The following is a 24,680-nucleotide window of genomic DNA, read 5'->3' as shown; positions in this document are numbered from 1 at the left end:
AACACGCCAGAGGGTAGCGTCTGATGGGCCGATATTAGTCATCTGGTGCGCCCATGTTGAAAGTTCATGCAGCGCCCCGCAACCGGACGGACTGTCAGTGGTGGGTGGCAGCACGGACTGTCAGTGGTGGGTGGCAGCATCGGAACCATGACGGAAACCACGGCATTCGACTGGCGGTCCTTCCTGCTCAAGTGGAGCGGGGAATGGGCGGATTCCCTCGGCGAGGGCGAGGCGCGGAGCGAGGAGCAGAAGGCCGCGCGGCTCGCGCGCTGGCTGGGGCTCCCGCCCGCCCCGGAGGAGCGGATCGCCGCCATGGAGGAGCGCCTCGGCCGCCGGATGCCGCCGTCGTACCGGGAGTTCCTGAAGGTCAGCGACGGATGGCGGGAGGCGGGCGGGTCCGTGTCGCTGCTGGCGGGGACCGCGGACGCGCACTGGCACGAGGACGAGTCCGGGCTCGCGGAGAACTTCGCGTACCTGGACGAGGACATCGAGCCCGGGGAGCGGCGGCAGGCGGACGTCTGGCGGCGCGGGCTGCGGCTCGACGTCGAGTCCGACATGACCTACGTCCTCCTGGACCCCGAGGACGTGGACGAGGACGGCGAGTGGGCCGTCGTCACCTGGGCGGGCTGGTGGGGCGACTCGCCCCGCCGGCATGCGAGCTTCCTGGAGTTCATGCGGGACATGCACCGGCAGTTCCACAGCCTGCGGGCGCGACGCAGCGACGGTGAGCCGGTCTTCGCCAACGACACGACGCACGAGCTGGACGCCCTGGTGGAGCAGGCCCGGCTGAAGGCGCTGCGCGGCGACTGGGAAGAGGCCGGGAAGGCGCTGGACGAGGCCAAGGAGTACGGCAGGCCGCGGGCCGCCGGGCTGCGCGACCAGATACGCCGCCTGCTCGGCCAGACCTACATGATGTACTTCGAGGACCTGGTGACCGACGCGCGGTACGCGCCCGAGCTCCTCCCGCCGCTGGTCGCCGAGCACGCTGCGCACTCCTACCGGGCCGACTCCACCCTCGAGTTCCAGCTACGGGGCGCCGACGACGAGCTGGTGGCCTCGGCCTACGCGATGCTGGGAGACGTACGGAACGGCACCTACCGGTACACCCCGGCCGGACCGTTCGGGGAGGCGGTCGAGCGGGCGCGGGAGCTGACGCGGTGGGCGGACACCGACGCGGCGTGGCGGACGCTGATGGACGCCCTGCCGCTGTGGGAGCCGCTGGGGCCGGACCATCTGGCGCCGCTGGGCTGGCTGGCCGACCCGGTGCTCGGACAGTTGCTGACTCCGGAGCGGGGCCGGGAGTTGCTGTCCACGCCGCGCGGCGGGCAGACCGGTGCGGCACCCGGGCCGGTGGCCGGGACCGACGACCCGGCCGGCCTGGCCTGGCTCGCGGAGCCGGACCCGGGCAACAAGCGCACGTCCTACCGGTTCGTCCTGGTCGAGGGAGTGGAGCCCGGGGAGTTGCCCGGACGCCTCGCGGACGGAGACGCGGAGGAGGACGGGGGTGCGGACGGAGCCGGGGGCGGCCCCGTGCTGAACGCACCCATGACCCTCTGGGACGCGCACCGCGCACGGCACGAGGGTCAAAGGGAGTTCTCGTCCTACGACGACAGGGCTCTCGTGGCGGTCGGCCGGGCCGGGGCCGGCTGGAGCTTCGCCTTCGACAGCGAGCCCGCCCCGTTCGGCGGGCAGCGGTTCGTCTCCCCGGCCGCGGCGGCGAGCGGGGGCACGCGAGCGGTGGTGGTGTGGAGCGGTCTGAGGGCCTGGCACGGGACACCGTTCTTCCACCTCTCGGTGGCGCAGGACGGTATCGAGGACTACGCGTTCACGTTCGCGGACGGAGAGGTCCGGCGCAGCGGGGACATACCGCCGTCCCTGGACCCGGACCGGTTCTTCGGTGCCGGGGCGGACGGCGTCGAGGCGGAGCGGTCGCTGCTGGAAGCGGTGTCCGAGCAGTTCGGCGCCCGTCTGCCGCGGCACGCGCTCACGCAGGGGCGGCTGCACACCTTCGTCACCCGCTCCTGGACGCGCCCGCCGAGGGACGGCGAGGGGTACGCGGTGATCCAGCTGTCCTGGCCGGCCGAACAGGTCGCGCTCCCGGTGGACGGCAAGCTCGCGGCCGCGGACGAACCGGGACACGGCTGAGGACCGTCCGGGCGCGCGGCACGGCCCACGCCGTCGGCACGCCACGGCACGGCCTGCGCCGCGCACACACGACGTCCGGGCTCACGCCGCTCGCGCTCCACGGCGCGGGCCGCGCGCGCCCGGACGCCCCGGCAACCTCCGCGGCGGTGGCGGCGACTGGCAGGGAGAACTGTTCCGTCCCCCCACCACCAGGAGTTCGCATGCGCAAGCACCTCGCGCGTCTCTTCACCGTCCTGGCCGCGCTCGCGGCGGTCGTGGCGGTCATGGCACCGGTCTCGCCGCGGGCGCAGGCCGCCGACGCCACGCCCCGCGCGGCGGTCGCCGACGACTGGAATCCGCCGTCCAGTCTGGTGCAGCCGCTGAACGAGGTCTGGAGCCACGTCGAGTCGACCTACCCGAACCTGTACGGCTTCCGCAACTACGGCTGGGACCAGGTCATGGCCAACAAGGGCTATGTCAACTACTGCGTCCGCTGGGAGTCCGACGCCCCGGTGAGCACCGCGCTGCGCGACAGCGTCCACGCGGCGCTGAAGAAGCAGTTCCGCAAGTGGATGTCCGCGATGCTGGACAACGGCGTGGGCCACAACGCCTGGCCGTACACCGACGTCCAGGTCAACATCGTCGGCTGGGCGGTCAAGGACCGTTCGACGCTCCAGTGGACCGACAACTCGGTCGACATCTACAGCGGCGTCCTCGACAGCGAGGGCGCGCCCCAGTGCGCCCCCGACTGCGGCCGCTTCTTCCACCAGGACGCGGACTACTCGCGCTGTCCCGGCGGCGTGACCCGCCACTACGACCAGTCCCTGTGGCTCACGAAGGGCTTCGGGGGCGGCGCGGGCGGCGACTGGGGCCAGCGCGTGGGCCAGGAGTACTTCACCGGCGCCCTCGGCCAGGAGGACATCCACATCTATCTGCACGAGGTCGGTCACACCTTCGGCCTCGACGACTTCTACGACTGGACGCCCACCGGCCAGTGCTGCTTCCTGATGAAGGCGGGCAGCGCCACGACCATCACCGACTTCGACAAGTGGATGCTGCGCGACTTCTGGCGGCACCTGAAGTCCCGGTACGGCCTGTAGGGAGCCCGCTCGCACGGAAGCGGCGGCCATCGCTGCGCACCCCCTGTACAAATGGTGTTGGCCGGATGTACTCCTTCTCCGTATCTGATGGCGGACGGTTGTGATCTCGGCGGCTGTGTCTTCACGGTCCTCGGGCTCACGACCGTCTCGCCCCCGAGGAAGCACGTTCCGGAGGCCGGGCTGACAACGTTGTCCCCGTCCGAGGGCCGACAACCGCGGCCCGGTGGCCGGGTCGTGCGCGTGTATGACAACGCTGGAGAACTTACGTGCCCATAAGACCCCAAGCCCCCGGCTCCCGCGGAAGACCCCCCGAATCCGTGGGCGGGACCGCCTGCACCGCCGCTCCGCACCACCGCCGCCCCCTGCGTACGACCGTCTCCGCGCTGCTCGCCGGGGCGCTCGGCCTCGCCGCCCTGACCGGCGGCGGCACGGCGGTGGCGGTACCCGGCGCGGCGGCGTCCGCGAAGTCCGCGGGGACGTCCGCAGGTTCCTCCGGCGCAACGGACTACACGAAGCTCGTCGACCCGTTCGTGTCGACCGCCGGCGACGACGGCAACGACCTGCCGGGCGCGGAGGCGCCGCACAGCCTGGCCAAGGTCAACCCGATGACCACGCCGAGCCGCAGCCACTCCGGGTACGACCACAACGAGGACCACATCGCCGGGTTCACCGCGACGAACCTCGACGGTGTCGGCGGTTCGGGCGGCGGCGGCGACCTGCTGGTCGTCCCGACGTCCGTGCAGTACGGCAGCCGCCCCGCCACCAGCACGTACGCGCACCCGTACAGCCACGACGACGAGAGCGCCACGCCCGGCTCCTACCAGGTGGGACTCGGCGCCCTGTCCGGTACCGGTTCGGCGGTGACGCAGGGCACGGGCACCATCGGCGCCGAGATGACCGCGACGACGCGCACCGCGCTGGAGCGGTACAGCTTCCCCGGGGGATCGGACCCCGAACTGGTCCTCGACCTCGCCAACAACTTCACCAGCCGCACCCGCGCCACCATGAGGGCGACGACGCTGGCGGACGGCACCACCTCGATCACCGGGCTCATCGCGGGCTCGTTCAACGGCGCCTCGTACCAGATGTACTACGCCGCCACCACGAACGCCCCCGTGACCTCGCTCAAGAGCTGGGGCAACGACGGCAGGCTGAGCGACGCCACCACGCAGGACGGCACCGACACCGGTGCGATCCTCGGCTTCGACAAATCCGCCGGGGACGACATCGAGCTGCGTATCACGCTGTCGCCGATCAGCGCCGAACAGGCCGTGACCGACCAGGAGAACGAGGTCGGCGGCCGCAGCTTCGACGAGGTGCGCGCGCAGGCGAAGGCGGACTGGAACAGCACGCTCGGCGCCGTCGACGTGACGTCCTCCGCGGCGTCCGACCCCGACTCGAAGCTGACCAAGCTGTTCTACACGCACCTGTACCGCATGTACGCGGCGCCGGTGAACGCCACCAGCACCAGCGGCACCTACCGCGGCGCCGACGGAGCGGTGCACCAGGCGAACGGCTTCACCTACTACGACGGCTGGTCGAGCTGGGACGACTTCCGCAAGTACTCCGTCGAGGCGTACATCGACCCGGCCACCTACCGGGACATGGTGCAGTCGGCCGTCATCCTCTTCGCGGACGCGCACGCCTCGGGCAAGAGCCTGGGCAGCCTCACCCACTCGGTGCCGACCGTGCGCTGGGAGCGTTCGGCCGTCGTGATCGCCGACGCGCTGTCGAAGGGGTACAAGGACTTCGACCGGCTCGACGAGGCGTACCCGGCGCTGAAGTCGTACGTCGGGTACTACACGGGGACGCAGCTGCGGCAGGGATACATCGCGGGTGACCCCGGGACGACCGTCCAGCGCGGCTACGACCAGTGGGCGCTGTCCGTCATCGCCGACGCGCTCGGCAAGTCCGCCGACGCTAAGAAGCTGCGCACCCAGTCGACCATGGCGATCGACAACCTCGTGAAGTCCGGCGCCTGGACCGCGTCCGACGGCACCGAGGTCGGCCTGCTCACCCCGCGTGCCTCCGGCGGCGACTGGCAGAGCGCCGACTACGAGAAGTTCGAGGCGGCCGGTCTCTACCAGGGCACGCTCTGGCAGTACCACTGGTACGACGCGTACGACATGGGCGGTCTGATCGAGGCGATGGGCGGCACCGAGGCCGGCAAGGCCGCGGTCCTGCACATGTTCGGCGAGGACTCCGACGCCGAAGACGGCTCGACCATGCTGCACTCCAACGCCAACGAAATCGACCTCCAGGCCCCCTACCTCTTCAACTACGTCGGCGAGCCGAGCCTGACGCAGAAGTGGGTCCGCGCCATCTACACCGGCAAGACCTGGAACCGCTACATCGCGACGGGCTCCACCAACGAGGCGCCCAGCTCCGGCGGTGAGTTCACCCCGCCGGTGAACACCGAGGTGTACAAGCTCTCCCCGAACGGCTTCCTGCCGACCATGGACAACGACGCGGGCACCATGTCGACCATGTTCGTCGCCGCCGCCCTGGGCCTGTTCCCGGTGACCGCGGGCTCCAGCCAGTTCCAGATCGGCAGCCCGTTCTTCGACTCCACGACGATCACCTACGCGAGCGGCAAGAAGTTCACGGTCAAGGCCGACGGTGTGTCCGCGAAGAACTACTACGTGCAGGGCGCGACCCTCAACGGCTCGCGCTTCGACAACACCTGGCTCGACTACGCGCAGATCATCGCGGGCGGCACCCTGAAGTTCACCATGGGCGCCGAGCCCTCCGACTGGGGCTCGCGCACGAAGGCCGCGTACTCGCTGAACACCGACGGCGGTGACACGGGCGGCGACTCGGGCACGGGCACCACCGTCGTCTCCGCCGAGCCGGCCACCGTCACCACCACCGCGGACGGCACCGTCGGCAAGAGCGTGCGGCTCACCCTGTCCGGACGGGCGTCGTTCGCCGCCAAGAAGGGCACCAGCCTCACCAGGACCGGCGCGGCGACGCTGACCGGCCTCCCTGACGGCGTCAAGGCGGACCTGCGCGTCACCGGCTCGAAGACGGCGACGCTGTCGCTCACCGGTACCACGAAGACCGACGCACGGTTCGGCATCACGTTCCAGGACGCGGCCTTCGCCCACGGCGTGTCCGCCTCCACGGTGACCGGCACCGGCGTCTCCGTGACCGACCCGCTCGTCGTCTCCGCCGCCGCGGTGCAGCGCAAGGCCCTCGGCGCACTCGTCGACCAGGCGTCCCTGGTGCGCGGCGGCAACTACTCCGACGGCTCCTACAGCGTGTTCCGGTCGGCGCTGGAGCGCGCGCGGACCGTCCTCGCGGACACCGCCTCCACGACGGGCACCCTGATGGGCGCGCACGACGCGCTTCAGTCCGCCATCGACGCGCTCACCATCGACGAGGGCGGCTACGCCGTCCTCCAGGCCGAGGACCCCGACGAGAAGGAGGGCCCCAGCCTGGTGAGCGAGGCGTACTACTCGGACGGCGACCTCGGTGGCGTCACCGAGGGATCCTGGGTCCGGTTCGGCACGCTCGACTTCGGCGGTGTCGCCCCGCGCAGCATCTCGGTCCGCTACGCCAACTCGCAGGCCACGACCGCGAAGCCGAGCAGCGTCGACGTCCACGCGGGCGCCGCCGACGGCCCCGTGGTGGCCACCGTCCCGCTGCCCGGCACGGGCTCCTGGCAGAACTACACGACCGTGCAGGCGGCCGTCACCGACGCGCAGGCGCTGCTGGACGCGTCCGGTGCGACGTTCGTCTTCCACGCCCCGTCCGGCCAGCAGTGGGTGTCGAACTTCGACTGGTTCCAGTTCTCGCCTCAGGAGGTCACGTCGTCCGGCGAGACCACGCTCGCCACGCTGACCGCGGCGAGCAGCACCGCGACCGGTGCCGGTTCGCTGCCGCTGAAGCTCTCGGGCGGCATCTTCGAGAACGTGACGAACGGCGCGTGGGCCGAGTGGCAGGACACCGACCTCTCCGACGGCGCCGACACCGTCAGCGTCAGCTATGACAAGCCCCAGTCACGCGCGGCGTCGGACTCGCACATCGAGCTGCACCTCGGTGCCAAGGACGACGCCAGAAGCGTCGACATCCCGCTCGACTACACCGGCTCCGGCTGGGGAACCGTCGCCACCACGACCGTACGGCTCGACCCGGCCGTCTTCACCGGCGTCCAGGACGTGTACGCCGCCTTCGTCTCCAGCACGCAGACCGACGCCCAGCCCTACGTGGGCAACGTCTACTCGCTGACCCTGACGCGGGACGCCGACGCTCCCGTGACGTTCGACGCCACGGCGTGGAAGGCCAACAGCGGCGGCGGGCTCAAGAGCGAGACGGCCACCTGGAGCGACGCGGGCTCCGCCACCGACCTCGGCGGCACCTACGACGGAGCCTGGCTCGACTACGGCGACATCGACTTCGGCAGCCGGTCGAAGAACACCGTCACCATCACCTACGCCAACAACTCCGCCCGCTGCGGCACCGGTTCGGCCGTGCAGATCTACCTCGACGGCTTCGACGCGGACAGCCCCGGCACGCCGGACGCGACCGTGCCGCTGCCCGTCACGGGTGCCTCGTGGTCGTCCGGCGGGACCACCAGCCTGACGCTGCCGACGGCCCTCACCGGCACGCACTCCGTCCACCTGCGGCTGACGACCGACGCCGACTCCTCGCACCCGTACGTCGCGAACATCGGCCGGTTCTCCTTCAGTCACGTCACGGCGCCCGCCACCACGGACACCACAGCCCTGAGCAAGGCGATCGACCAGTACCAGCCGCTCTCCGCGGACTCGGCGCGCTACGACACCATCGACTTCGGTGTCTTCCAGCGCGAACTGGCCGCCGCCCGTGACCTCCTCGGTGCCGACGCGGCGACCCAGCTCGAGGTCGACAACCGGACCCGGAGCCTCACCCTCGCCGCCAACCAGCTGGTCCCCCTGCCCAGGCTGAAGCTGGAGGACCTGGTCACGACCGCGGGCTCCCTCGTCGACGAGCGCTACACGGACGCCTCCTGGAAGGCGTTCACCACCGCGCTCACCGCGGCGAAGACCGCCCTCGCGGACGACGCGGCGACGGACCCGACCCTCACCGCGCGCCACGACGCCCTCGACAGCGCCATGTCCGGGCTCACCACGAAGCGGAAGACGGTACCGACCGCACCCGACGCCGTGTCGGCGACCGCGTCCGGCGCCGGCGTGACCGTCGCCTGGTCCGCGCCCGCGGACGACGGCGGCTCCCCGGTCACCGGCTACCGGATCACCCTCAGCGGCGGCCACGAGGTCGAGATCGCCGACCCGGAGCGCCGGAGCGTGGTCTTCACCTCCCTGGAGGCCGGTACGTCGTACACGGCGCGCGTCCGGGCGGTGAACGCCGTCGGCGCCTCGGCCCGGAGCGCGGCCACGCAGCCCGTGGTCACCGGCGGCAGCACGCCGCAGACGCCGACCGTGACGAGCGTGGTCACGCTCGGCAAGCTCGTCCGGGTGACCTGGGAGGCCGCCGGTGACGGCGGGTTCCCGGTCATCGCCTACCGCGTGACCCTGGACGACGGAACCACCGCGTACGTCCCCGGCACGTTCCGCACGGCGCTGCTCCTGGCCAAGAGCAAGGCCAGGACCCACACGGCCACCGTCACCGCGATCACCCTGGCCGGGACGTCGGCCGACTCCGCGGCCACGGCCTCGGCGGACACGAAGGCGACGGACACCTCCGCCGCCTCGGCTTCGTACACGCCGTCGCCCTTCCCGGACGACGTGCTGAAGGCGACGTACGCCTCCGACGCGTGGCCGGCCACCGACGACGGGAGCGACTACTTCACCAACCTGCTCAGCGGTTTCGACGGCCTCGGCTCCGGTGTCCTCGGCGCCGACTCCGAGCCGGCCACCGGCACGTCGCCCACCGCCGAGAACGACAAGATCACCGTGAGCATCAACAACGCGGCGACACAGAAGGAGGTCGACCGGGCCGAGGTCGACGCGACGAACAGCGCCACCGTCACGATGGCCGACGGCCTGGGCTCCCGCCTCGGCTCGCTCTACACCGACGCTCTGGAGAACGGGCAACTGCCCAAGACCAGCGCCCTGTTCTCCCGCGTCACGCAAGGCCTCGACACCCACGACGCGGCGAAGAACCACTACGACTACCTGCGGCCGTACGTCAGGCTCGGGTTCGTCGGTGACGGCGGCGACATCTACGAGTCGCAGGACGGCTCCTACAGCAGCCTCGCCGGGCAAGGCTCGTACCCCAGCGGCCACACCTACGGCGGCTACGAGGCCGGTACGATCCTCGCCACGCTGCTGCCGGAGCTGGCGCCGTCGATTCTGGCGCGCACCTCGGAGTACGGGAACAACCGCATCGTCCTCGGGTTCCACTACCCGCTCGACGTGATGGGCGGACGTATCACCGCACAGGCCACCGTGGCGCACCGGTGGGCGGACCCCGGCTTCGCGGACCTGCTGGCGCAGGCGCACACCGAGATGGAGAACGTGCTGCTCGCGCAGTGCGAGAAGGAGGGCTACGGGAGCACACTGGAGGCGTGCGCGGGTGACGCCTACGGCGGTCTGAGCACGGCGCAGGACATCGACCTGTACACGCAGCGCCTGACCTACGGGTTCTCGCAGACCGGGCAGGCCGGGCAGACCCTCACCACGCCGTCCGACGCGGCGGCGCTGCTGACCACGGCCTTCCCGGACCTCACCACCGAGCAGCGCACGCAGGTCCTGGAGCAGACCGCGACGGACTCCGGGTACCCGCTCGACCTCACCGCGGACGGCGGGGCGAGCTGGCAGCGGATCAACCTGGCGGCGGCGATGGCGGCGGACGTGGTGGTCAACTCCGACGGTTCGGTCACGGTGACGAACCACTCGGACGCCACCAAGGCCAGCGTCGCCGACGCCCGGGCGATCACCGTCGGGGGCGTGGCGATCGACGGGTTCGACCCGGACGTCACCACGTACGTCGTCGACTGGCCGAAGAACGCGGTGGTCCCGGCCGTCTCCGCGACGGCGGCCCAGTCCGGCGCGAAGGTGAAGGTGACCAACGGCAGCTCCACCGTCTCCTCGACCGGGGCCGGGTTCACCACCCGCACCATCAAGGTGACCTCGGCCAACGGTTCGGTCACCCGGACCTACACGGTCGGGTTCCACCGTACGGACCACGCTCACCGGTCGGCCTCGGCCTCCGGTCGGTCCACGCCCGCGTGGTCGGGGACCGGCGGCACGGGAGCCGGTTCCACGGGCGGCGGCGGCCTCTGGTCGCCGGCGACCGAGTGGGCGCAGACCCGGGGCAGCTCCTGGGCGCTGGGCAGGAACTGACCGTCGTACCCCCCTGGGGCCGGTCCTCTTGGAGGGCCGGCCCCTGGTCGTGCGGTCGGTCGCCTCCTCCGCGAGCGCTCATTCCGCAAGCCGGAGCGGGGCTGGTGGCACCGTGACCGCGGCCAGGCGCCGACGGACTTCGAGCCGCCTCATGGCACGGCGCTCGGTCTCCGTGGTGCCGCCCCAGATGCCTTCCACGTGGCCCAGCCGCAGCGCCGTGCCGAGGCACTGGTCCAGCACCGGGCAACGCCCGCAGACGGCCTTCGCCTCATCGATCTGCTCGACCGTCGGGCCGGTGCTCCCTATCGGGAAGAACAGATCGGGGTCCGCGTGCAGACACGCCGCGCTTTCCCGCCAGTACAAGGTGCGAATTTCACTGTCAACAACCATGGCAAAGCAGCCCTCCAGTCGTCGTGGCGCGATGACACGGTGTTCAGCCGACGGTCCCTATGAGCACCGTGCCGCCGACCGCCATCGCCGCGGTGATCAGCGCCATCGCGATCATCGTGCCGCGCAGCCACCGCCCGATACGGCCGCGGTGCCGCTCCTCCACGGCGCTGATGCTGTCCGCGATGTGGTCCGTGACCATGCGGGCCACGTGCACCTGCTCGTCGAGGTACCACCGTTCGATGCCGTGCCTCTGTTCCTCGGTCAGCCCCGGCGCCCGTGCGGTGAACTCCGCCACCCGCCGGCGAGCCGCCCGGAGGTGGGCATCCCGGTACAGGAACGTCTCGATGTCGGTCAGGCCGCGCGCGGCCTCCTTGCTCGCGTCCATCGTGTGCTCCAAAGAAAGCAGGAGAAGCCAGGGACGGCGGTACCCGCTCACCTCGGTGTCATGGCGCCGCCTACACGTGAACGACCGGACAACCCGCCCGGCTGTGACACCCGCCCGGCCCAGGGGCTACGACGCGTCGGAGCCGGACTGCCCGCCGGAGCCGGGGTGTTCCTCGCGCAGGGCGGCCAGCGCGCCGGCGAGCTTGCCGCGGCTGGAGATGCCGAGGCGCGGATAGATCCGGTACAGGTGTGCCCCGACGGTGCGGTGCGAGATGAACAGGCGCTGCCCGATCTCCCGGTTGCTCAGCCCCTGTGAGGCCAGCTCGGCAATCTGCAGTTCCTGGACCGACAGCTGCTCCCCCGTGTTGACCCGCCGCCGGCCGTCCGGCTCCCCCGCCGCGCGCAACTGCTCGCGGGCCGCCTCGGCCCACGGCCGCGCGCCGACCCGGTCGAACTCGTCACGCGCGGCACGCAGCGGCTTACGTGCGTCGACGTAGCGGCGCTGCCGGCGCAGCCAGCGTCCGTGGTGCAGATGGAGCCGGGCCCGCGACAGCGTCCAGGTCTCGGGCAGCTCGGCGAGCGCCGCGAGGTAACGCTCCTCCGCCACGTCGTCCGGGGCGAGCACGGCCTCGCTGTAGGTCCGCGCGACCACCATCATCTCGGACGGCAGCCGGTCCGCCAGCTCAGGGAGTCCGGCCAGCAGTTCGCGGGCCTGTGTCACGGTGCCCGCGGCCACGGCGGCGTCCGCCAGATCGGGTGTGAGCAGCCAGCGGCTGACCGAGTGGTAGTGCGGATCCTCCGGGTCGAAGGCACGGGCCAGCGTCTCGTAGGCCTCGGCCGTCCGGCCGTCGAAGAGCGCGAGCAGGCCGTCGACCTGCTGCGCCATGACGGTCACGAACGACATCTCGGGGAACAGGCTGTGCGCGCGCAGTTCCCGGATCGTCCGCGCCGCGTCCTCGCTCTCGCCGCGCAGCGCGGCCACCAGACCGCAGGTCGCCTTGAGGCCGAGCCAGACGATCCACTCCCCCGTCTCCTCGGCGAGGGTGAGCCCCTCGGCGGACTCCTCGCGGGCCCGGGTGAGCTGGCCGAGGTACACCCGGGGCCATGAGCCGGCGAGGGAGCGGGCGAGCAGTCCGAGTCTGCCCTGCGACCGCCACTCGGCAGCCGCCAGCGACAAGTACCGGGTGGCGCGTCCGATGTCGCCGATGACCATCGAGCCGCTGCCGAGGTAGTGCAGGATCCGGCCGTCCCGGCGGTCCGGCTCGAGTTCTTCGAGGCGTGCCATCAGCTCGGTCCCGTGCCGGTACGGCTGGGTGTACGCCCGGACGGTCAGCGTGTGCGGGGCGTTCGGGTCGGGGTTCCACCGGTCCAGTTCGGTGGCCGCCCGGGCGCGTACCCGTTCGTCGCCGTCCTGGAAGAAGCAGCGTGCGGCCGCGCGCCACAGCAGGTTCTCGGCGACGTCCACGCTGCCCACGTCGAACGCTCCGACCGCGGCGGCGACCATGTCCTGGATCCGGCGCTGCGGCTCGTCCGGCTCGAAGGCGGCCTTGTCGGACACGAGCATCAGGCGGGCCCGCTCCGTGGGGCCCAGCTCCCCGAGGTCCGCACGGTCGAGCAGCATCTGCGTGTGGATGCGGTCGTTGACCTCGCTGGCCAGCTCGGCCGCCCGGATCAGGATGCCGGTCCGGCGGCGCACGTCGTGGACGAGTTCGCCCGCCTGGCGCAGGGCCGGGACGGCCGCCGCCACCTGGCCCCGGGCCTGGGCGGCGTCGGCGTAGCTCTCGAGCCGGGCCGCCAGTTCGTCGTCCGGGCCGAGGGTGGAGGCGGCCAGGTGGACCAGGTGGCGTCCGGGCGAGTCCTCCAGCGCCGTGGCGAGGGCGCGGTGGGTGGACAGCCGGTCGGCGACACTGGCCCGGGTGTAGATCGCGGAGCGCATCAGCGGATGCCGGAACTCGGGCGTCCGGCCGACCAGTACGACCAGGCCCGCGTCGACCGCCTCCTGGAGGGCGTGCACGGAGACCTCCGCGCCCGCGAGGCCGCTCGCCACGTCGAAGAGCCGGTTCAGCGGCGCCGTCGGCTCGGCCGCCAGGGCCAGCAGGAACGTACGGCACTCCCGGCTCGCCGAGTCGGTGCGCGCGGCGAAGGCGGCCTCCAGCCGCTGGGTCAGTGGCAGGTCCTCCGGGTGGGCGGAGGTGCCCTGCACCGCCTTGGGCAGTTCGACGAGGGCGAGCGGGTTGCCCGCGGCGCGCTCGAGGACGAGGGCGCGCACGGGCGCCGCCAGGCCGGGGGCGCCGGAGTCGAGCAGTTCGGCGGCGGCCTCTTGGCCGAGCGGTTCCAGGACCAGGTCGGGCTGTGCTCCGGTGCTGTACGAGTCGGGGGACGTGGTCCGGGCGGCGCTGACGACCAGGACGGCGAGATCACGGGTCCGCCGGGACACGAACCTCAGTACGTCACGGCTGGACGTGTCGATCCACTGCAGATCGTCGACGAGCAGCAGCAGCGGCCGGCGCTCGGCGGCGTCCGCCAGCAGTTCGAGTACGGCCAGCCCGACCCGGTAGATGTGCGGCTCGGCCTCGGTCGCCCCGAACGCCCCGCTGAGCGCGAGCCGGTGCGGGGCGGGCAGCTTCTCGATCTCACGGGAGGCCGGCTGAAGCAGCAGTTGCAGCGCCGCGAAGGGCAGCCACTGCTCGGTTTCCACGCCGGACGTGCGCAGCACGCGGAAGTGCTGGGCCGCCGCGTCGGCGCTGAGCCTGCGCAGCAGCGCGGACTTGCCCACACCGGCGCTGCCCGAGATCAGCAGCGCGCTGCCGTTCCCCGTCGCCGCGTTCGTCAGCAGCCCGCGCAGCAGGCGCAGTTCCTCGTCCCGGCCGATCACCGTCTGTCCGCCGGCGCCGGTCCGTACGGCCTGCCCGTCGGCCGACGACCTGCGGTCCATCGGGCTCAGCATGTACGGCTTCCTCTGATCGCGGCCACGCTCGAAGGCTACCGGCCAACTGCGGCCCCAGGCACACCGGATATGACTCGAGCATCAGTCAAACGACTCTCTGATGACTGCACGGCCCCACGATTCGCCCGCATTCGTGGCGTACGGGCGGTACTCCGGGCGTAATGGTGGCGTAAGGGCGAAGGACCGTGCGCGGGTGCCGTCCTGGTGTCCGGAAGCGGCGGAACCACCGGCGAACGAGGCAGCGAGCCGAAATCTCCGTCCACGTCGCGCAGTCGTATGACCGATGTTCCACCTGGGGCGAGCTCGGACGCTGGTCCTGTCACTGCTGGTCCCGTAACCGCTCGGCCGACAGCAGACCGCCCGGACCGACGGGCCGCCACCGCAAAGACTCACTTCGCCTGGGAGACAGCATGCGTTCCGGCACACTGGTTTCCGCCGAGACACCGAACGACGCGGTGTCCGCGTTCATCGCACTCCGTCCACGGCTCCTCAACGTCGCGCACCGCGTCCTGGGCAGCGCGGCCGGGGCCGAGGACATCGTCCAGGACGCATGGCTGCGCTGGCAGCGGACCGACCGTGCCGAGGTGCTGAATCCACCGGCCTTCCTCACGCGGACCACCGTGCGTCTGGCCCTCAACGTCGCCCAGTCCGCCCATGCGCGCCATGAGACACACACCCCTCCGAGCGCTTCCGCCACCGTCGACACCAGCGCCGATCCGGCCGCGCTGGCCGAGCAGGCGGAGAAGCTGGCCTCCGCCCTGCGTCTGCTGCTCGAAAGGCTCGATGCCACCGAGCGGGCCGCCTACGTCCTCCGCGTGGCGTTCGACTACCCCTACAGCCGGATCGCCGGCTCCCTGCGGACCAGCGAGGTCAACGCCCGCCAACTCGTCAGCCGGGCCGGCAAGCGACTGTCCGGCGGACGCCGGCCCCGGCCGGTGAGCGCGGTGGAACACCGGCGTCTGCTGACCGCCTTCCTGACGGCCGCGCGCTCGGGCGACCTGACCCGGCTGGAGGCGCTGCTGATGGTCGAGGCGCACCGGTCGCAGGGTGGCCGGTCGTGGTGACACCCGAGCGTCGAGATCACTGGGAATCGGTGGCAATCAGTGGGAACCAGTGGGAGACGGTGTGGTTTCCGGGTTCCCCGCGTCACCGCAGGTGGATCCGGATCCCCGGGACTTACTGACGACGGTGTCCAGCTTCCACCGGTTCTCCTCCCTGCGGAAGAACAGGATGCCGTCGCTGAGCTCGGCGTTCCTGCACTCGGCCCACTTGCGTCCGCTGGGCGAGTTGTCGGCGATGGGGACCGCCGGGTCGACGGAGTACGCGTCGGGGTGGACGGCGGCCCGTCGCCCCGAGACCTGGACCAGCCGCGGATCGATCACGGCCTTCTTGACGGCGGGCTGCCGCGCGGCCAGCCAGGGGCTCGCCTCCCAGAAGGCGGCCATCATCCCCGGACACGAACCGCCGGGACCACTGCCGTTGAGGCCAGTGCCGCTGAGGCCACTGCCGCTGAGGCCACTGCCGCTGACATCGGCGTCGGTGAGGCCGCCGCCGAGATCTCCGGACTCGGCCTGCGCGAACGCGTGCTGCGAGCCCCTCGTGTACAGCCGGCAGAGCCGGTCGGCAGGGTCCTCGTGCGTCGTCAGGGTCGCGTTCAGTTCGCCCACCGCCCGGTACCAACGCTCCGCCGCCTTCGCGACCTTCCGTTGCTCCGCGGTCGCGCCCTCTCCCCAGCCACGGCAGCCGAAGAACTCCTGGACGGCACCGGGCGCCCGCCTCAGATCGAGGTTCAGGCAACTGACCATCCGCTGTTGCCAGGGGTTGTGCGGGTCCTCCGGCAGGGACAGTTCCAGCTTCCCGCTCCTCGTCGTCCGGCCCAGCAGGTATTCGAAGTCGGAGAAGTCGCTGAAGCCCGTGCGCTTCTCCAGCGCGATGTAGTCGTCGACGCACAGGGAACGTGAGATCGAGGTGTCCGCGACCTGTGCACCCGTCGCGTCCTTCTCCAGCCGGTCAGGCGGCGGACACGTCTTCACCCGGCCCTCCGCCGCGGTCCGTCGTCCGTCCGGGGCTTCATCAGCGCCCGGGTCCGAGTCGCACCCCGCGGTCACCAGTACAAGCGCCAGGCACAGGACTCCCGGCAGCGTTCGCTTCATGTCCGGCATCCGTCAGTTCGCCCGCTTCCAGTGCCCGTCCCCGTTGGACCAGTGCTCGTCCGGATCCACCGGCAGACTGTCGCCGCGCAGATCCGTCGGGACCTCGCCGTACTCGAAGTCGTCGAGCCGGCCGTTGGGGAGATAGGTGACTCCGATGCGCCATGTGCAGGTGCGGGCGGAGTCCACGTCGATGATGAACTTCGACGGCAGCGCACCGCCTCCGACGGTGTCTCCGCCACCGCCCATCTCGCTGAACGGTGCCGTTCCGCCGTTCTCCACGTCCTTCACCATGAACTGCGGGCTCTTGGCGGACGTCAGGTTCACGTACAGCGGAGTGGGCCGGTTGCTCTCGCCCGACGGCAGGGAGAACAGGGTCTGTGTCGCGGGCTCGGTGCAGCGGAGCTTACGCACGGTCAGGTCGACGATGTCGATCTGGTCCTGCGCCTTCTGGCTGGACATCTTCATGAAGTACTGGACGGTGCCGCAGCCTTCCCCTTCACCGCATCCGCGTACCGGCCGCGCACCCAACGACCGCACATAGCCGGTCCCCGTGCTGTCGGCGAGCTTTCCGCGCTCGTCCTCGGTGAGCCTCCGGTCGAGCACGTAGCCGATGGGCCTGCGCCGGTTCCAGTCCTCGACCACGGAGGCGTCGAAAGGCGGGACCTCCTTGTCGAGACGCTCGGCGACGTCGTTGTCCCGCTTCGCGTGCCGTTCCGCGGTCAAGTCGTCGGCGAGGAAGCCGAAGTAGATTCCGGTCCAGGCAGCGACCAGGGAGACGACCACCGCCGTCCCCGACTTCCACCAGAACCATTTGCGCCGTTCCGGTCCCCGCGGGGGCATCTCCCCGTGGACCGCTTCGATCAGGGAGTCGACCACCCGGTACCTCCAGTACGTCCCCTCGGCCTTTCGAACGACCAGGTTCGCCGTCATGGCAGCCGGTAGGGCGCGGTTCGCCGGCAAACGCCTCGAACGGATGACGGCGGGCCGCGCACGCTCTGGGCGGCCCGCCATGTCAGTTGGACGTCAGTCCGAGGGCATGACGCAGTCGCGGTCCTCAGGTGCGACGTGGTCGAAAGTCGGGCCCGCGGACATCCCCAGCATTGTTGGGTTGCCGTTGAAAGCCTGCTCCAGCTGGTGCAGCATCTTGCAGTACGTCCTGTTGAACGCCTCCCGCGCGGTGCGGACAGCGCTGCCCTCGGGGTGGTCCTCCAGCCGCGGGTTGGGGCGCAAGGGGCGGATCCCGGCGGGGTCCACGGTCACCGCGTCGCCGGTGGGGCCGGACTCGGGTGTGTCACCGGGCCGGTAGCGCCGGCCCAGGACGAGTTCCTGGAAGCGGTAATAGTGGGAGACCGCCTTGGTATCGGGATGGAACAGGTCGACGTCACCGTCCCAGACGTCGGCGCGGACCGCGCCTTCCCCCTGCTCGACGATCTCCTCCAGCGCCGCGAGCGCCGAATCCAGACCGGTGACCGGGCTGAGGTGTCCCGCCGTGTGGGCGAAGGGGCCTCCGGTCACCTGCCGGGCGGGGTCCCCGGTGAAGACCTGGTCCTCCCCCAGTCCGGCGCACAGACGGCGCAGGCCCTTCTCGATCGCGTCGTAGAACTGCCCGATGGTCTCGTAGTCGTCGTCCTCGGCGGGATCTCCCGGGTGCGCCGGCTGTTCCAGCCGGAGGAACATCCCGAGGGCCTCCTGACCGAACGGCAGCAGGGCCAGCTCGATGGACGGGTCGGCGTGCGGCATGGTCCGCGGAGGGGGCGGCAGCAGATGCGGCGCGTCCAGTCGGGGCTGTCCGCCGACCGCGTTGAGCAGGTTCGCGGCCAGGGCGAGGTGGATCATCTCCTCGACGAACACACCGCTGACGAGCTGTGCGGCGTCCGCGTTCCGCTCGGGGTCGAGGGAGTACAGGGCCGTGAGGTACGGCGGCATTGTGGCGTGTTCCACCTCGATGGCCCACTGGAGGTGCTCGCGCAGATTCGCCGGCGTCGCGATGCCGGCAGGCGCGCCCCCGGAGTCACCTCACTGACAGGGCGGCCGGGGTATCTGTGACAGTCGGCCGAAAAGCATCTTCCACACTGTTGGGTCATGATCCATGCGCGTGCTTCGGCGCATGGTAGAAGTCAGACTGTGTTTCGGTTACCGATGAAAGGTGTGACCCAAGGCTGAGCTGTTCTACGACGCGGACGCCGACCTCTCCATCATCCAGGGCCGCAAGGTCGCGGTCATCGGCTACGGCAGCCAGGGCCACGCCCACGCGCTGTCGCTGCGCGACTCGGGTGTCGACGTGCGCGTCGGTCTGCACGAGGGCTCCAAGTCCAAGGCCAGGGCCGAGGAGCAAGGCCTGCGCGTAGTCACTCCCGCGGAGGCGTCCGCCGAGGCCGACGTCATCATGATCCTGGTCCCGGACCCGATCCAGGCGAAGGTCTACGAGGAGCACATCGCGCCGAACCTGAACGACGGCGACGCGCTGTTCTTCGGCCACGGCCTGAACATCCGCTACGACTTCATCAAGCCCCCGGCCGGCGTCGACGTCTGCATGGTCGCCCCCAAGGGCCCGGGCCACCTGGTCCGCCGCCAGTACGAGGAAGGCCGCGGCGTGCCCTGTCTCGTGGCCGTCGAACAGGACGCGACCGGCAGTGCCTTGGAGCTGGCCCTGTCGTACGCCAAGGGCATCGGCGGTACCCGCGCCGGTGTGATCAGGACGACCTTCACGGAAGAGACCGAGACCGACCTGTTCGGCGAGCAGGCCGTGCTCGCCGGGGGGACCACGGCGCTGGTCAAGGCCGGTTTCGAGACGCTGACCGAGGCCGGCTATCAGCCGGAGATCGCCTACTTCGAGTGCCTGCACGAGCTGAAGCTGATCGTGGACCTCATGTACGAGGGCGGCCTGGAGAAGATGCGCTGGTCGATCTCCGAGACCGCCGAGTGGGGCGACTACGTCTCCGGCCCGCGGATCATCAACGACGCCACCAAGGCCGAGATGAAGCAGATCCTCGCCGAGATCCAGGACGGCACCTTCGCCCGTAACTGGATGGACGAGTACCACAGCGGTCTGAAGAAGTACAACGAGTACAAGAAGCAGGACTCCGAGCACCTGCTGGAGACCACAGGCAAGGAGCTGCGCAAGCTCATGAGCTGGGTCGACGAAGAGGCGTGAGCCGTACGCCGCAGGGGCCGGGGCAGCCGCTCCGGCCCCTGCGGTGAACCCCGGGTAACGCCCCTGAACACCGCGTTGTCGATCCCGTCCGCCATCGGATGGGTGATCCTTTTCAGGAGGCGCAGGACGGCCTCCGCGGCGGCACTACACTGCTGCACAACATACGCGTCAGGCCCACAGCGTCGTGCGTCTTCCACGCGGTAGCCAACCTCCACCGCATGCGGCCGTCGGGACGGCCGTCCGCATTGGATTTGTGAGGACTCACGTGAGCTCGAAACCTGTCGTACTCATCGCTGAAGAGCTGTCGCCCGCGACCGTCGACGCCTTGGGCCCGGACTTCGAGATCCGGCAGTGCAACGGCGCGGACCGCGCCGAGCTGCTGCCCGCGATCGCCGACGTCGACGCGATCCTGATCCGCTCGGCCACCAAGGTCGACGCCGAGGCCGTCGCCGCGGCGAAGAAGCTGAAGGTCGTCGCACGAGCCGGCGTCGGCCTGGACAACGTGGACGTCTCCGCCGCCACCAAGGCCGGCGTGATGGTCGTCAACGCCCCCACCTCGAACATCGTGACCGCGGCCGAGCTGGCCTGCGGCCTCATCCTGGCCACCGCGCGCAACATCCCGCAGGCCAACTCCGCCCTGAAGAACGGCGAGTGGAAGCGCTCCAAGTACACGGGCGTCGAGCTGGCCGAGAAGACCCTCGGCGTCGTCGGCCTCGGCCGCATCGGCGCCCTGGTCGCCCAGCGCATGTCCGCCTTCGGCATGAAGGTCGTCGCGTACGACCCGTACGTGCAGCCCGCGCGCGCCGCGCAGATGGGCGTGAAGGTCCTCTCGCTGGACGAGCTGCTCGAGGTCTCCGACTTCATCACCGTGCACCTGCCCAAGACGCCCGAGACCCTCGGTCTCATCGGCGACGAGGCGCTGCACAAGGTCAAGCCGTCGGTGCGCATCGTCAACGCCGCGCGCGGCGGGATCGTCGACGAGGAGGCGCTGTACTCGGCGCTCAAGGAGGGCCGCGTCGCCGGCGCCGGCCTCGACGTGTACGCCAAGGAGCCCTGCACCGACTCCCCGCTCTTCGAGCTCGACCAGGTCGTCTGCACCCCGCACCTCGGCGCCTCCACGGACGAGGCGCAGGAGAAGGCCGGTATCGCCGTCGCCCGCTCGGTGCGGCTCGCGCTCGCCGGTGAGCTGGTCCCGGACGCGGTGAACGTCCAGGGCGGCGTCATCGCCGAGGACGTCAAGCCGGGCCTGCCGCTCGCCGAGCGCCTCGGCCGCATCTTCACCGCCCTCGCGGGCGAGGTCGCGGTCCGCCTCGACGTCGAGGTGTACGGCGAGATCACCCAGCACGACGTGAAGGTGCTCGAACTCAGCGCGCTCAAGGGCGTTTTCGAGGACGTCGTCGACGAGACCGTCTCGTACGTGAACGCGCCGCTGTTCGCGCAGGAGCGCGGCGTCGAGGTGCGGCTGACCACCAGCTCGGAGTCCCCGGACCACCGCAACGTGGTCACCGTGCGCGGCACGCTCGGCGACGGCCAGGAGGTCTCGGTCTCCGGCACGCTGGCCGGCCCCAAGCACCTCCAGAAGATCGTCGCCGTCGGCGAGTACGACGTGGACCTCGCGCTCGCCGACCACATGGTCGTGCTGCGCTACGAGGACCGTCCCGGCGTGGTCGGCACGGTCGGCCGGGTGCTCGGCGAGGCCGGGATCAACATCGCCGGTATGCAGGTCGCCCGTGCGGCGGCCGGCGGCGAGGCGCTGGCGATCCTGACCGTGGACGACACGGTGCCGCAGCCGGTGCTTACGGAGGTGGCTGAGGAGATCGGCGCGACGTCGGGGCGGTCGGTCAACCTCGTCTGAGGTCGCCCGCCCCGCTGGTGGCTGCCGCCCCCAGGCCCCTGCTTTCCGGGGGCTGCCGCCCCCAGACCCCCGCTTGATCGGCCTGGACGGCCTCGTCCTCAAACGCCGGACGGGCTGGGAGGTGCCGGCCGGGAGACTGCGAACGCCGGGTGTAACTGGAGAGATCCGGTTACACCCGGCGTTCCCTTTCCTGCTCTATCAGTCCCTCCCGGTACGCGATCGCCACCGCCTCCGTGCGGCCCGCCGCGCCCAGTTTCGCCAGGATGTTGGAGACGTGGACGCTGGCCGTCTTGCCGCTGATGAAGAGTTCCTCGCCTATCTGGCGGTTGGTGCGGCCGCGGGCCAGCAGGCGCAGGACCTCGTCCTCGCGGGCCGTCAGGGCGGTGGTGTCCTGGGCGGTGGACGGGGCCGGGCCGAGGCGGCCGCGGCGGATCAGGGCGTCCAGGGCCTCGCGCAGTGGTGCGGCGCCCAGGCGGACGGCGGTGTCGTGTGCCGCGCGGGCCTGTTCGGCCGCCTCCTCGCGGCGGTCGGCGGCCAGCAGCGCTTCGGCGAGGCGGCGCCGGCAGCGGGACAGCTCGTAGGGGTCGCCGTAGTCGAACGCGGCGACGGCCTTCTCCCAGGCCGTGACGTCGGGGCCGGAGCGGGCGCGCAGCCGTTCCGCCTCGGCGCGGGCGAGCCAGGCCCGGCTCTCCGGGCCCGGTGCGGAACCGGGCCCGCCCTTCGCGGCCGTGCTCCGGGCCAGCTCCGTCAGCTCCTCCGCGGTGTCCGACCAGCGCCGGGCGCCCGCCATGTCGCCGGTCAGCCGCAGTTCCGCGGCGGTGTCGGCGACGGCGGCCAGGGCCAGGGCGACGAGGCGGATGCCGATGTCGGGGCGGTCGTCGCCCGATTCGTCGGTGAGGTCCGCGAGCGTCCCGCGCAGCCGGTCGACGGCCTCCGCCGCTCCGCCCCGGACGGCGGCGGCGTCGACCAGTATGACGCTCGCGACGAGCGTGGCCATCCAGTCGAACGGGCCGTCGAGCAGGGCACGGGCCCGGTCGGCGGCCTGTTCGTCGCCGCGCGCCAGGGCGACGTACAGCGCGGGGCCGGTGGCGAAGCGGGCCGCGACGGGCAGCCGGCCGGCGTCCTCGGCGGCGGCGCGGGCGCACTCGTCCCAGCGGCCGAGGGTGTAGAGCACGAGGGACTGGAGGTAGCGCAGCTCCAGCGCGTACGGCGAGGTGAGCAGGCCGGTCCGGCCGGCCCGGCCGAGTCCTTCAAAGAGCCAGGTCAGGCACTCGTCCAGGCCGCCGGACTCGTAACAGCCGACGGCCAGGTTGTACAGGGCGCGGGTCTCGACCGAGGCGTTGCCCGCGCGCCGGGCCAGGTCGCGGGCCTCCCGCAGCCGGGACCGGCCCTCCGGTGTGCTCCGGGTGCCGTCCCCGAGACCGACCAGGGAGATCGTCAGGTCGGCCCGCGCGTCGGGCAGTTCCAGGTCCTCGGCGGTGCGCAGGGCCTGCTGGGCGAGGCGCCGGGCCTCGTCGTCGTACCCCATGTGGCGGGCCGCCAGGACGTGCGTGGCCGCCGCCCACACCCAGGTCCGCGACGGGGGCTCCGCCGGAATCATGGCGAGCGCCTCGCTGCTGTAGGTGAAGGCGGCCTTCAGACGGTCGACGCGGATCAGGTTCCCGGCCAGGGTGTAGCGGACGCGGACGGCGAGTTCGGAGTCCGCGTCCGAGCCCGTACGGGCCAGCGCGGTGCGGGTCAGGGACACCGCTCGGTGGCTCTCCCCGGCGTGCGCCGCGGCCGCGGAGGCGCGCAGGGTGAGGGTGACCGTGTCGAGGCCGTCCTGCGGGAGTTCGGCGGCCGGTACGGCGGGCCACAGGTCGAGGGCGGATTCGAGGTGGCGCAGCTCCTCGGCGGGCGCGCCGAGCTGGGCCGCGTGGTCGGCGGCTTCGAGGGAGGCCCGCAGCGCGTCGGCCAGGTCGTGGCTCTCCCGTGAGTGGTGGGCGCGCTCCGCGGCGCTCTGCGCCCGGTCGCCGCGCTCGGCGAGCAGCCCGGCGAACGCGCGGTGCAGCCGGACCCGCTCGCCCGGCAGCAGATCGGCGTAGACGGCCTCGCGGGTCAGGGCGTGCCGGAAGGTGTACGTGTCGCCGTCGGCGGGGACGAGGAGCTGCCGGCCGACGGCCTCGCGCAGCGCCGATTCCAGCGCGTCGTCGGGGAGTCGGACGGCGTCGCGCAGCAGGTCGTGCTCCACGCGGCGGCCGGCCACGGCGGCCGTGCGCAGCACCTGCTGGGCGGTGACGGACAGGTGCTCGAACCGGATGAGGAGGACGTCGGCCAGACCGCTGGGCATGGCCTCGCCGCCCGTGCCGGGCAGCGGGTCCGCGGTGGCGGCGAGCAGTTCCTCCGCGTAGAACGCGTTGCCCTCGGCGCGCTCGACGATGCGGCGGACCGTGGTGTCCGGCACCGTGTCCGTGCGCAGGGCGCGCACCAGGCGGGTCATCTCCGCGTCGGCCATGGGCCGCAGTTCGAGCCGCTCGACGGCGGGCAGCCGGACCAGCTCGGCGAGGAGCGGGCGCAGCGGATGGCGGCGGTGCAGATCGTCCGAGCGGTACGAGGAGAGGACGGCGATGCGGTGTCCGGCCGGAGCAGGTTCGCCTCCCGGGGCGGGCCGCAGCCCCTGCGGGCGCTGGAGCGGACCGCGGCTGAGCAGGAAACGCAGCAGGTCGCGGGAGGACTGGTCGGCCCAGTGCAGGTCCTCGATGACCAGCGCGAGCGGGGCGGTGGCGGCGACGTCCTCGAGCAGCCCCGCCAGACTCTCGAACAGGCGGAGCCGGCCGCCCGCGTCCGAGATGCCGTCGGTGCCGCCGAGCAGCCGCCCCGCCGCCGGGTGCGCGGCCAGCGCGGGCGCGAACCGCGCGTCGTCGGCGAGCGCCCCGAGGATCTCGGTGAACGGCAGATACGGCAGGCCGACGTCGCCGAGGTCGACGCAGTGGCCGGTGAGCACCGTCGTACCGGTGTCCGCGGCGTGCCGGGCGGCCTCCGTGAGCACCCGGGTCTTGCCGACGCCGGCGTCCCCGGCGATGAGCACGGCCCGGGGCTCGCCCGCGCGGGCCCGGTCCAATACGCCGGTGAGCCGGGCCAGTTCACCGGCGCGGCCGATGAACGGCGTCCCGAATGGCTGTGTCACGCCGACCATCCTGGCACGTGGCACCGACAGGGGGCCCGCGTCGTCCGGCGCCGCCCTTCCGGGGCGGGCGGCAGCGGTATGGCGGCAGGCGGTGGGGGGACCAGTTCCGGAACTGGTC

At 71.6% G+C, this 24,680-nt stretch carries 13 protein-coding genes; 6 read left to right on the top strand and 7 right to left on the bottom strand.

Annotated features, from left to right (window positions below):
- Positions 1–147 precede the first annotated feature (147 nt).
- The 3 genes from ACFV6E_RS13355 (at position 148) to ACFV6E_RS13345 (ending at position 10,513) form a co-directional block, all read left to right on the top strand.
- Positions 148–2,145: an SMI1/KNR4 family protein gene (locus ACFV6E_RS13355; RefSeq protein ID WP_385461339.1), complete on the top strand. Its 1,998-nt coding sequence runs from the start codon at positions 148–150 to the stop codon at positions 2,143–2,145.
- Positions 2,146–2,345: 200 nt separating this feature from the next.
- On the top strand, positions 2,346–3,224 hold the full coding sequence (locus ACFV6E_RS13350) for a hypothetical protein (RefSeq protein WP_385461336.1): 879 nt from the start codon (positions 2,346–2,348) through the stop codon (positions 3,222–3,224).
- 317 nt (positions 3,225–3,541) lie between these two features.
- Positions 3,542–10,513, top strand: coding sequence for a glycoside hydrolase domain-containing protein (locus ACFV6E_RS13345; protein WP_385461333.1), 6,972 nt, complete (start codon positions 3,542–3,544; stop codon positions 10,511–10,513).
- Positions 10,514–10,591: 78 nt separating this feature from the next.
- Here the strand turns inward: ACFV6E_RS13345 and ACFV6E_RS13340 are convergent, their stop codons facing one another.
- The 3 genes from ACFV6E_RS13340 to ACFV6E_RS13330 form a co-directional block, all read right to left on the bottom strand.
- Positions 10,592–10,903, bottom strand: coding sequence for a WhiB family transcriptional regulator (locus ACFV6E_RS13340; RefSeq protein WP_385461330.1), 312 nt, complete (start codon positions 10,901–10,903; stop codon positions 10,592–10,594).
- Positions 10,904–10,946: 43 nt separating this feature from the next.
- Positions 10,947–11,288 carry a hypothetical protein gene (locus tag ACFV6E_RS13335; RefSeq protein WP_385461327.1) on the bottom strand — a complete coding sequence of 114 codons (342 nt, stop codon included), beginning with the start codon at positions 11,286–11,288 and terminating at the stop codon, positions 10,947–10,949.
- A gap of 126 nt (positions 11,289–11,414) precedes the next feature.
- Positions 11,415–14,234, bottom strand: a complete 2,820-nt coding sequence (locus ACFV6E_RS13330) for an ATP-binding protein (protein ID WP_385461324.1) — start codon at positions 14,232–14,234, stop codon at positions 11,415–11,417.
- 410 nt (positions 14,235–14,644) lie between these two features.
- Between ACFV6E_RS13330 and ACFV6E_RS13325 the strand changes: the two genes are divergently transcribed.
- Positions 14,645–15,298: a sigma factor gene (locus ACFV6E_RS13325; RefSeq protein ID WP_385461321.1), complete on the top strand. Its 654-nt coding sequence runs from the start codon at positions 14,645–14,647 to the stop codon at positions 15,296–15,298.
- A 36-nt stretch (positions 15,299–15,334) separates the two neighbouring features.
- Here ACFV6E_RS13325 and ACFV6E_RS13320 read toward each other — a convergent pair whose 3' ends face one another.
- The 3 genes from ACFV6E_RS13320 to ACFV6E_RS13310 form a co-directional block, all read right to left on the bottom strand.
- On the bottom strand, positions 15,335–16,387 hold the full coding sequence (locus ACFV6E_RS13320) for a hypothetical protein (protein WP_385461318.1): 1,053 nt from the start codon (positions 16,385–16,387) through the stop codon (positions 15,335–15,337).
- Positions 16,388–16,399: 12 nt separating this feature from the next.
- Entirely contained in the window at positions 16,400–17,263 is an 864-nt protein-coding gene (locus tag ACFV6E_RS13315) for a hypothetical protein (RefSeq protein ID WP_385461315.1), read from the bottom strand.
- Positions 17,264–17,410: 147 nt separating this feature from the next.
- Complete coding sequence (locus ACFV6E_RS13310) at positions 17,411–18,376, bottom strand: ferritin-like protein (RefSeq protein WP_385461588.1); 966 nt, start codon at positions 18,374–18,376, stop codon at positions 17,411–17,413.
- A gap of 175 nt (positions 18,377–18,551) precedes the next feature.
- Here ACFV6E_RS13310 and ilvC point away from each other — a divergent pair, with 175 nt between their 5' ends.
- Together ilvC and serA are read left to right on the top strand one after the other, a co-directional pair.
- Positions 18,552–19,541: a ketol-acid reductoisomerase gene (gene ilvC, locus ACFV6E_RS13305; RefSeq protein WP_385461585.1), complete on the top strand. Its 990-nt coding sequence runs from the start codon at positions 18,552–18,554 to the stop codon at positions 19,539–19,541.
- Positions 19,542–19,806: 265 nt separating this feature from the next.
- A complete protein-coding gene (serA, locus tag ACFV6E_RS13300; protein WP_385163122.1) occupies positions 19,807–21,396 on the top strand; it encodes a phosphoglycerate dehydrogenase in 1,590 nt (529 codons plus the stop codon).
- Positions 21,397–21,565: 169 nt separating this feature from the next.
- Here serA and ACFV6E_RS13295 read toward each other — a convergent pair whose 3' ends face one another.
- The gene (locus ACFV6E_RS13295; protein ID WP_385461312.1) at positions 21,566–24,562 is read right to left on the bottom strand and encodes an ATP-binding protein; all 2,997 of its coding nucleotides are present in this window, start codon (positions 24,560–24,562) and stop codon (positions 21,566–21,568) included.
- Positions 24,563–24,680: the final 118 nt, after the last annotated feature.

It is taken from the genome of Streptomyces sp. NPDC059785, from assembly GCF_042732375.1.
Lineage (GTDB): Bacteria > Actinomycetota > Actinomycetes > Streptomycetales > Streptomycetaceae > Streptomyces.
This window is presented reverse-complemented; position numbering and strand designations above follow the sequence as displayed.

What these genes read in the sequence shown, in the direction of transcription:
- ACFV6E_RS13355 (WP_385461339.1), top strand. Translation starts at nt 148, where the DNA reads ATGACGGAAACCACGGCATTCGACTGGCGGTCCTTCCTGCTCAAGTGG.
- ACFV6E_RS13350 (WP_385461336.1), top strand. Translation starts at nt 2,346, where the DNA reads ATGCGCAAGCACCTCGCGCGTCTCTTCACCGTCCTGGCCGCGCTCGCG.
- ACFV6E_RS13340 (WP_385461330.1), bottom strand. Translation starts at nt 10,903, where the DNA reads ATGGTTGTTGACAGTGAAATTCGCACCTTGTACTGGCGGGAAAGCGCG.
- ACFV6E_RS13335 (WP_385461327.1), bottom strand. Translation starts at nt 11,288, where the DNA reads ATGGACGCGAGCAAGGAGGCCGCGCGCGGCCTGACCGACATCGAGACG.
- ACFV6E_RS13330 (WP_385461324.1), bottom strand. Translation starts at nt 14,234, where the DNA reads ATGCTGAGCCCGATGGACCGCAGGTCGTCGGCCGACGGGCAGGCCGTA.
- ACFV6E_RS13325 (WP_385461321.1), top strand. Translation starts at nt 14,645, where the DNA reads ATGCGTTCCGGCACACTGGTTTCCGCCGAGACACCGAACGACGCGGTG.
- ACFV6E_RS13320 (WP_385461318.1), bottom strand. Translation starts at nt 16,387, where the DNA reads ATGAAGCGAACGCTGCCGGGAGTCCTGTGCCTGGCGCTTGTACTGGTG.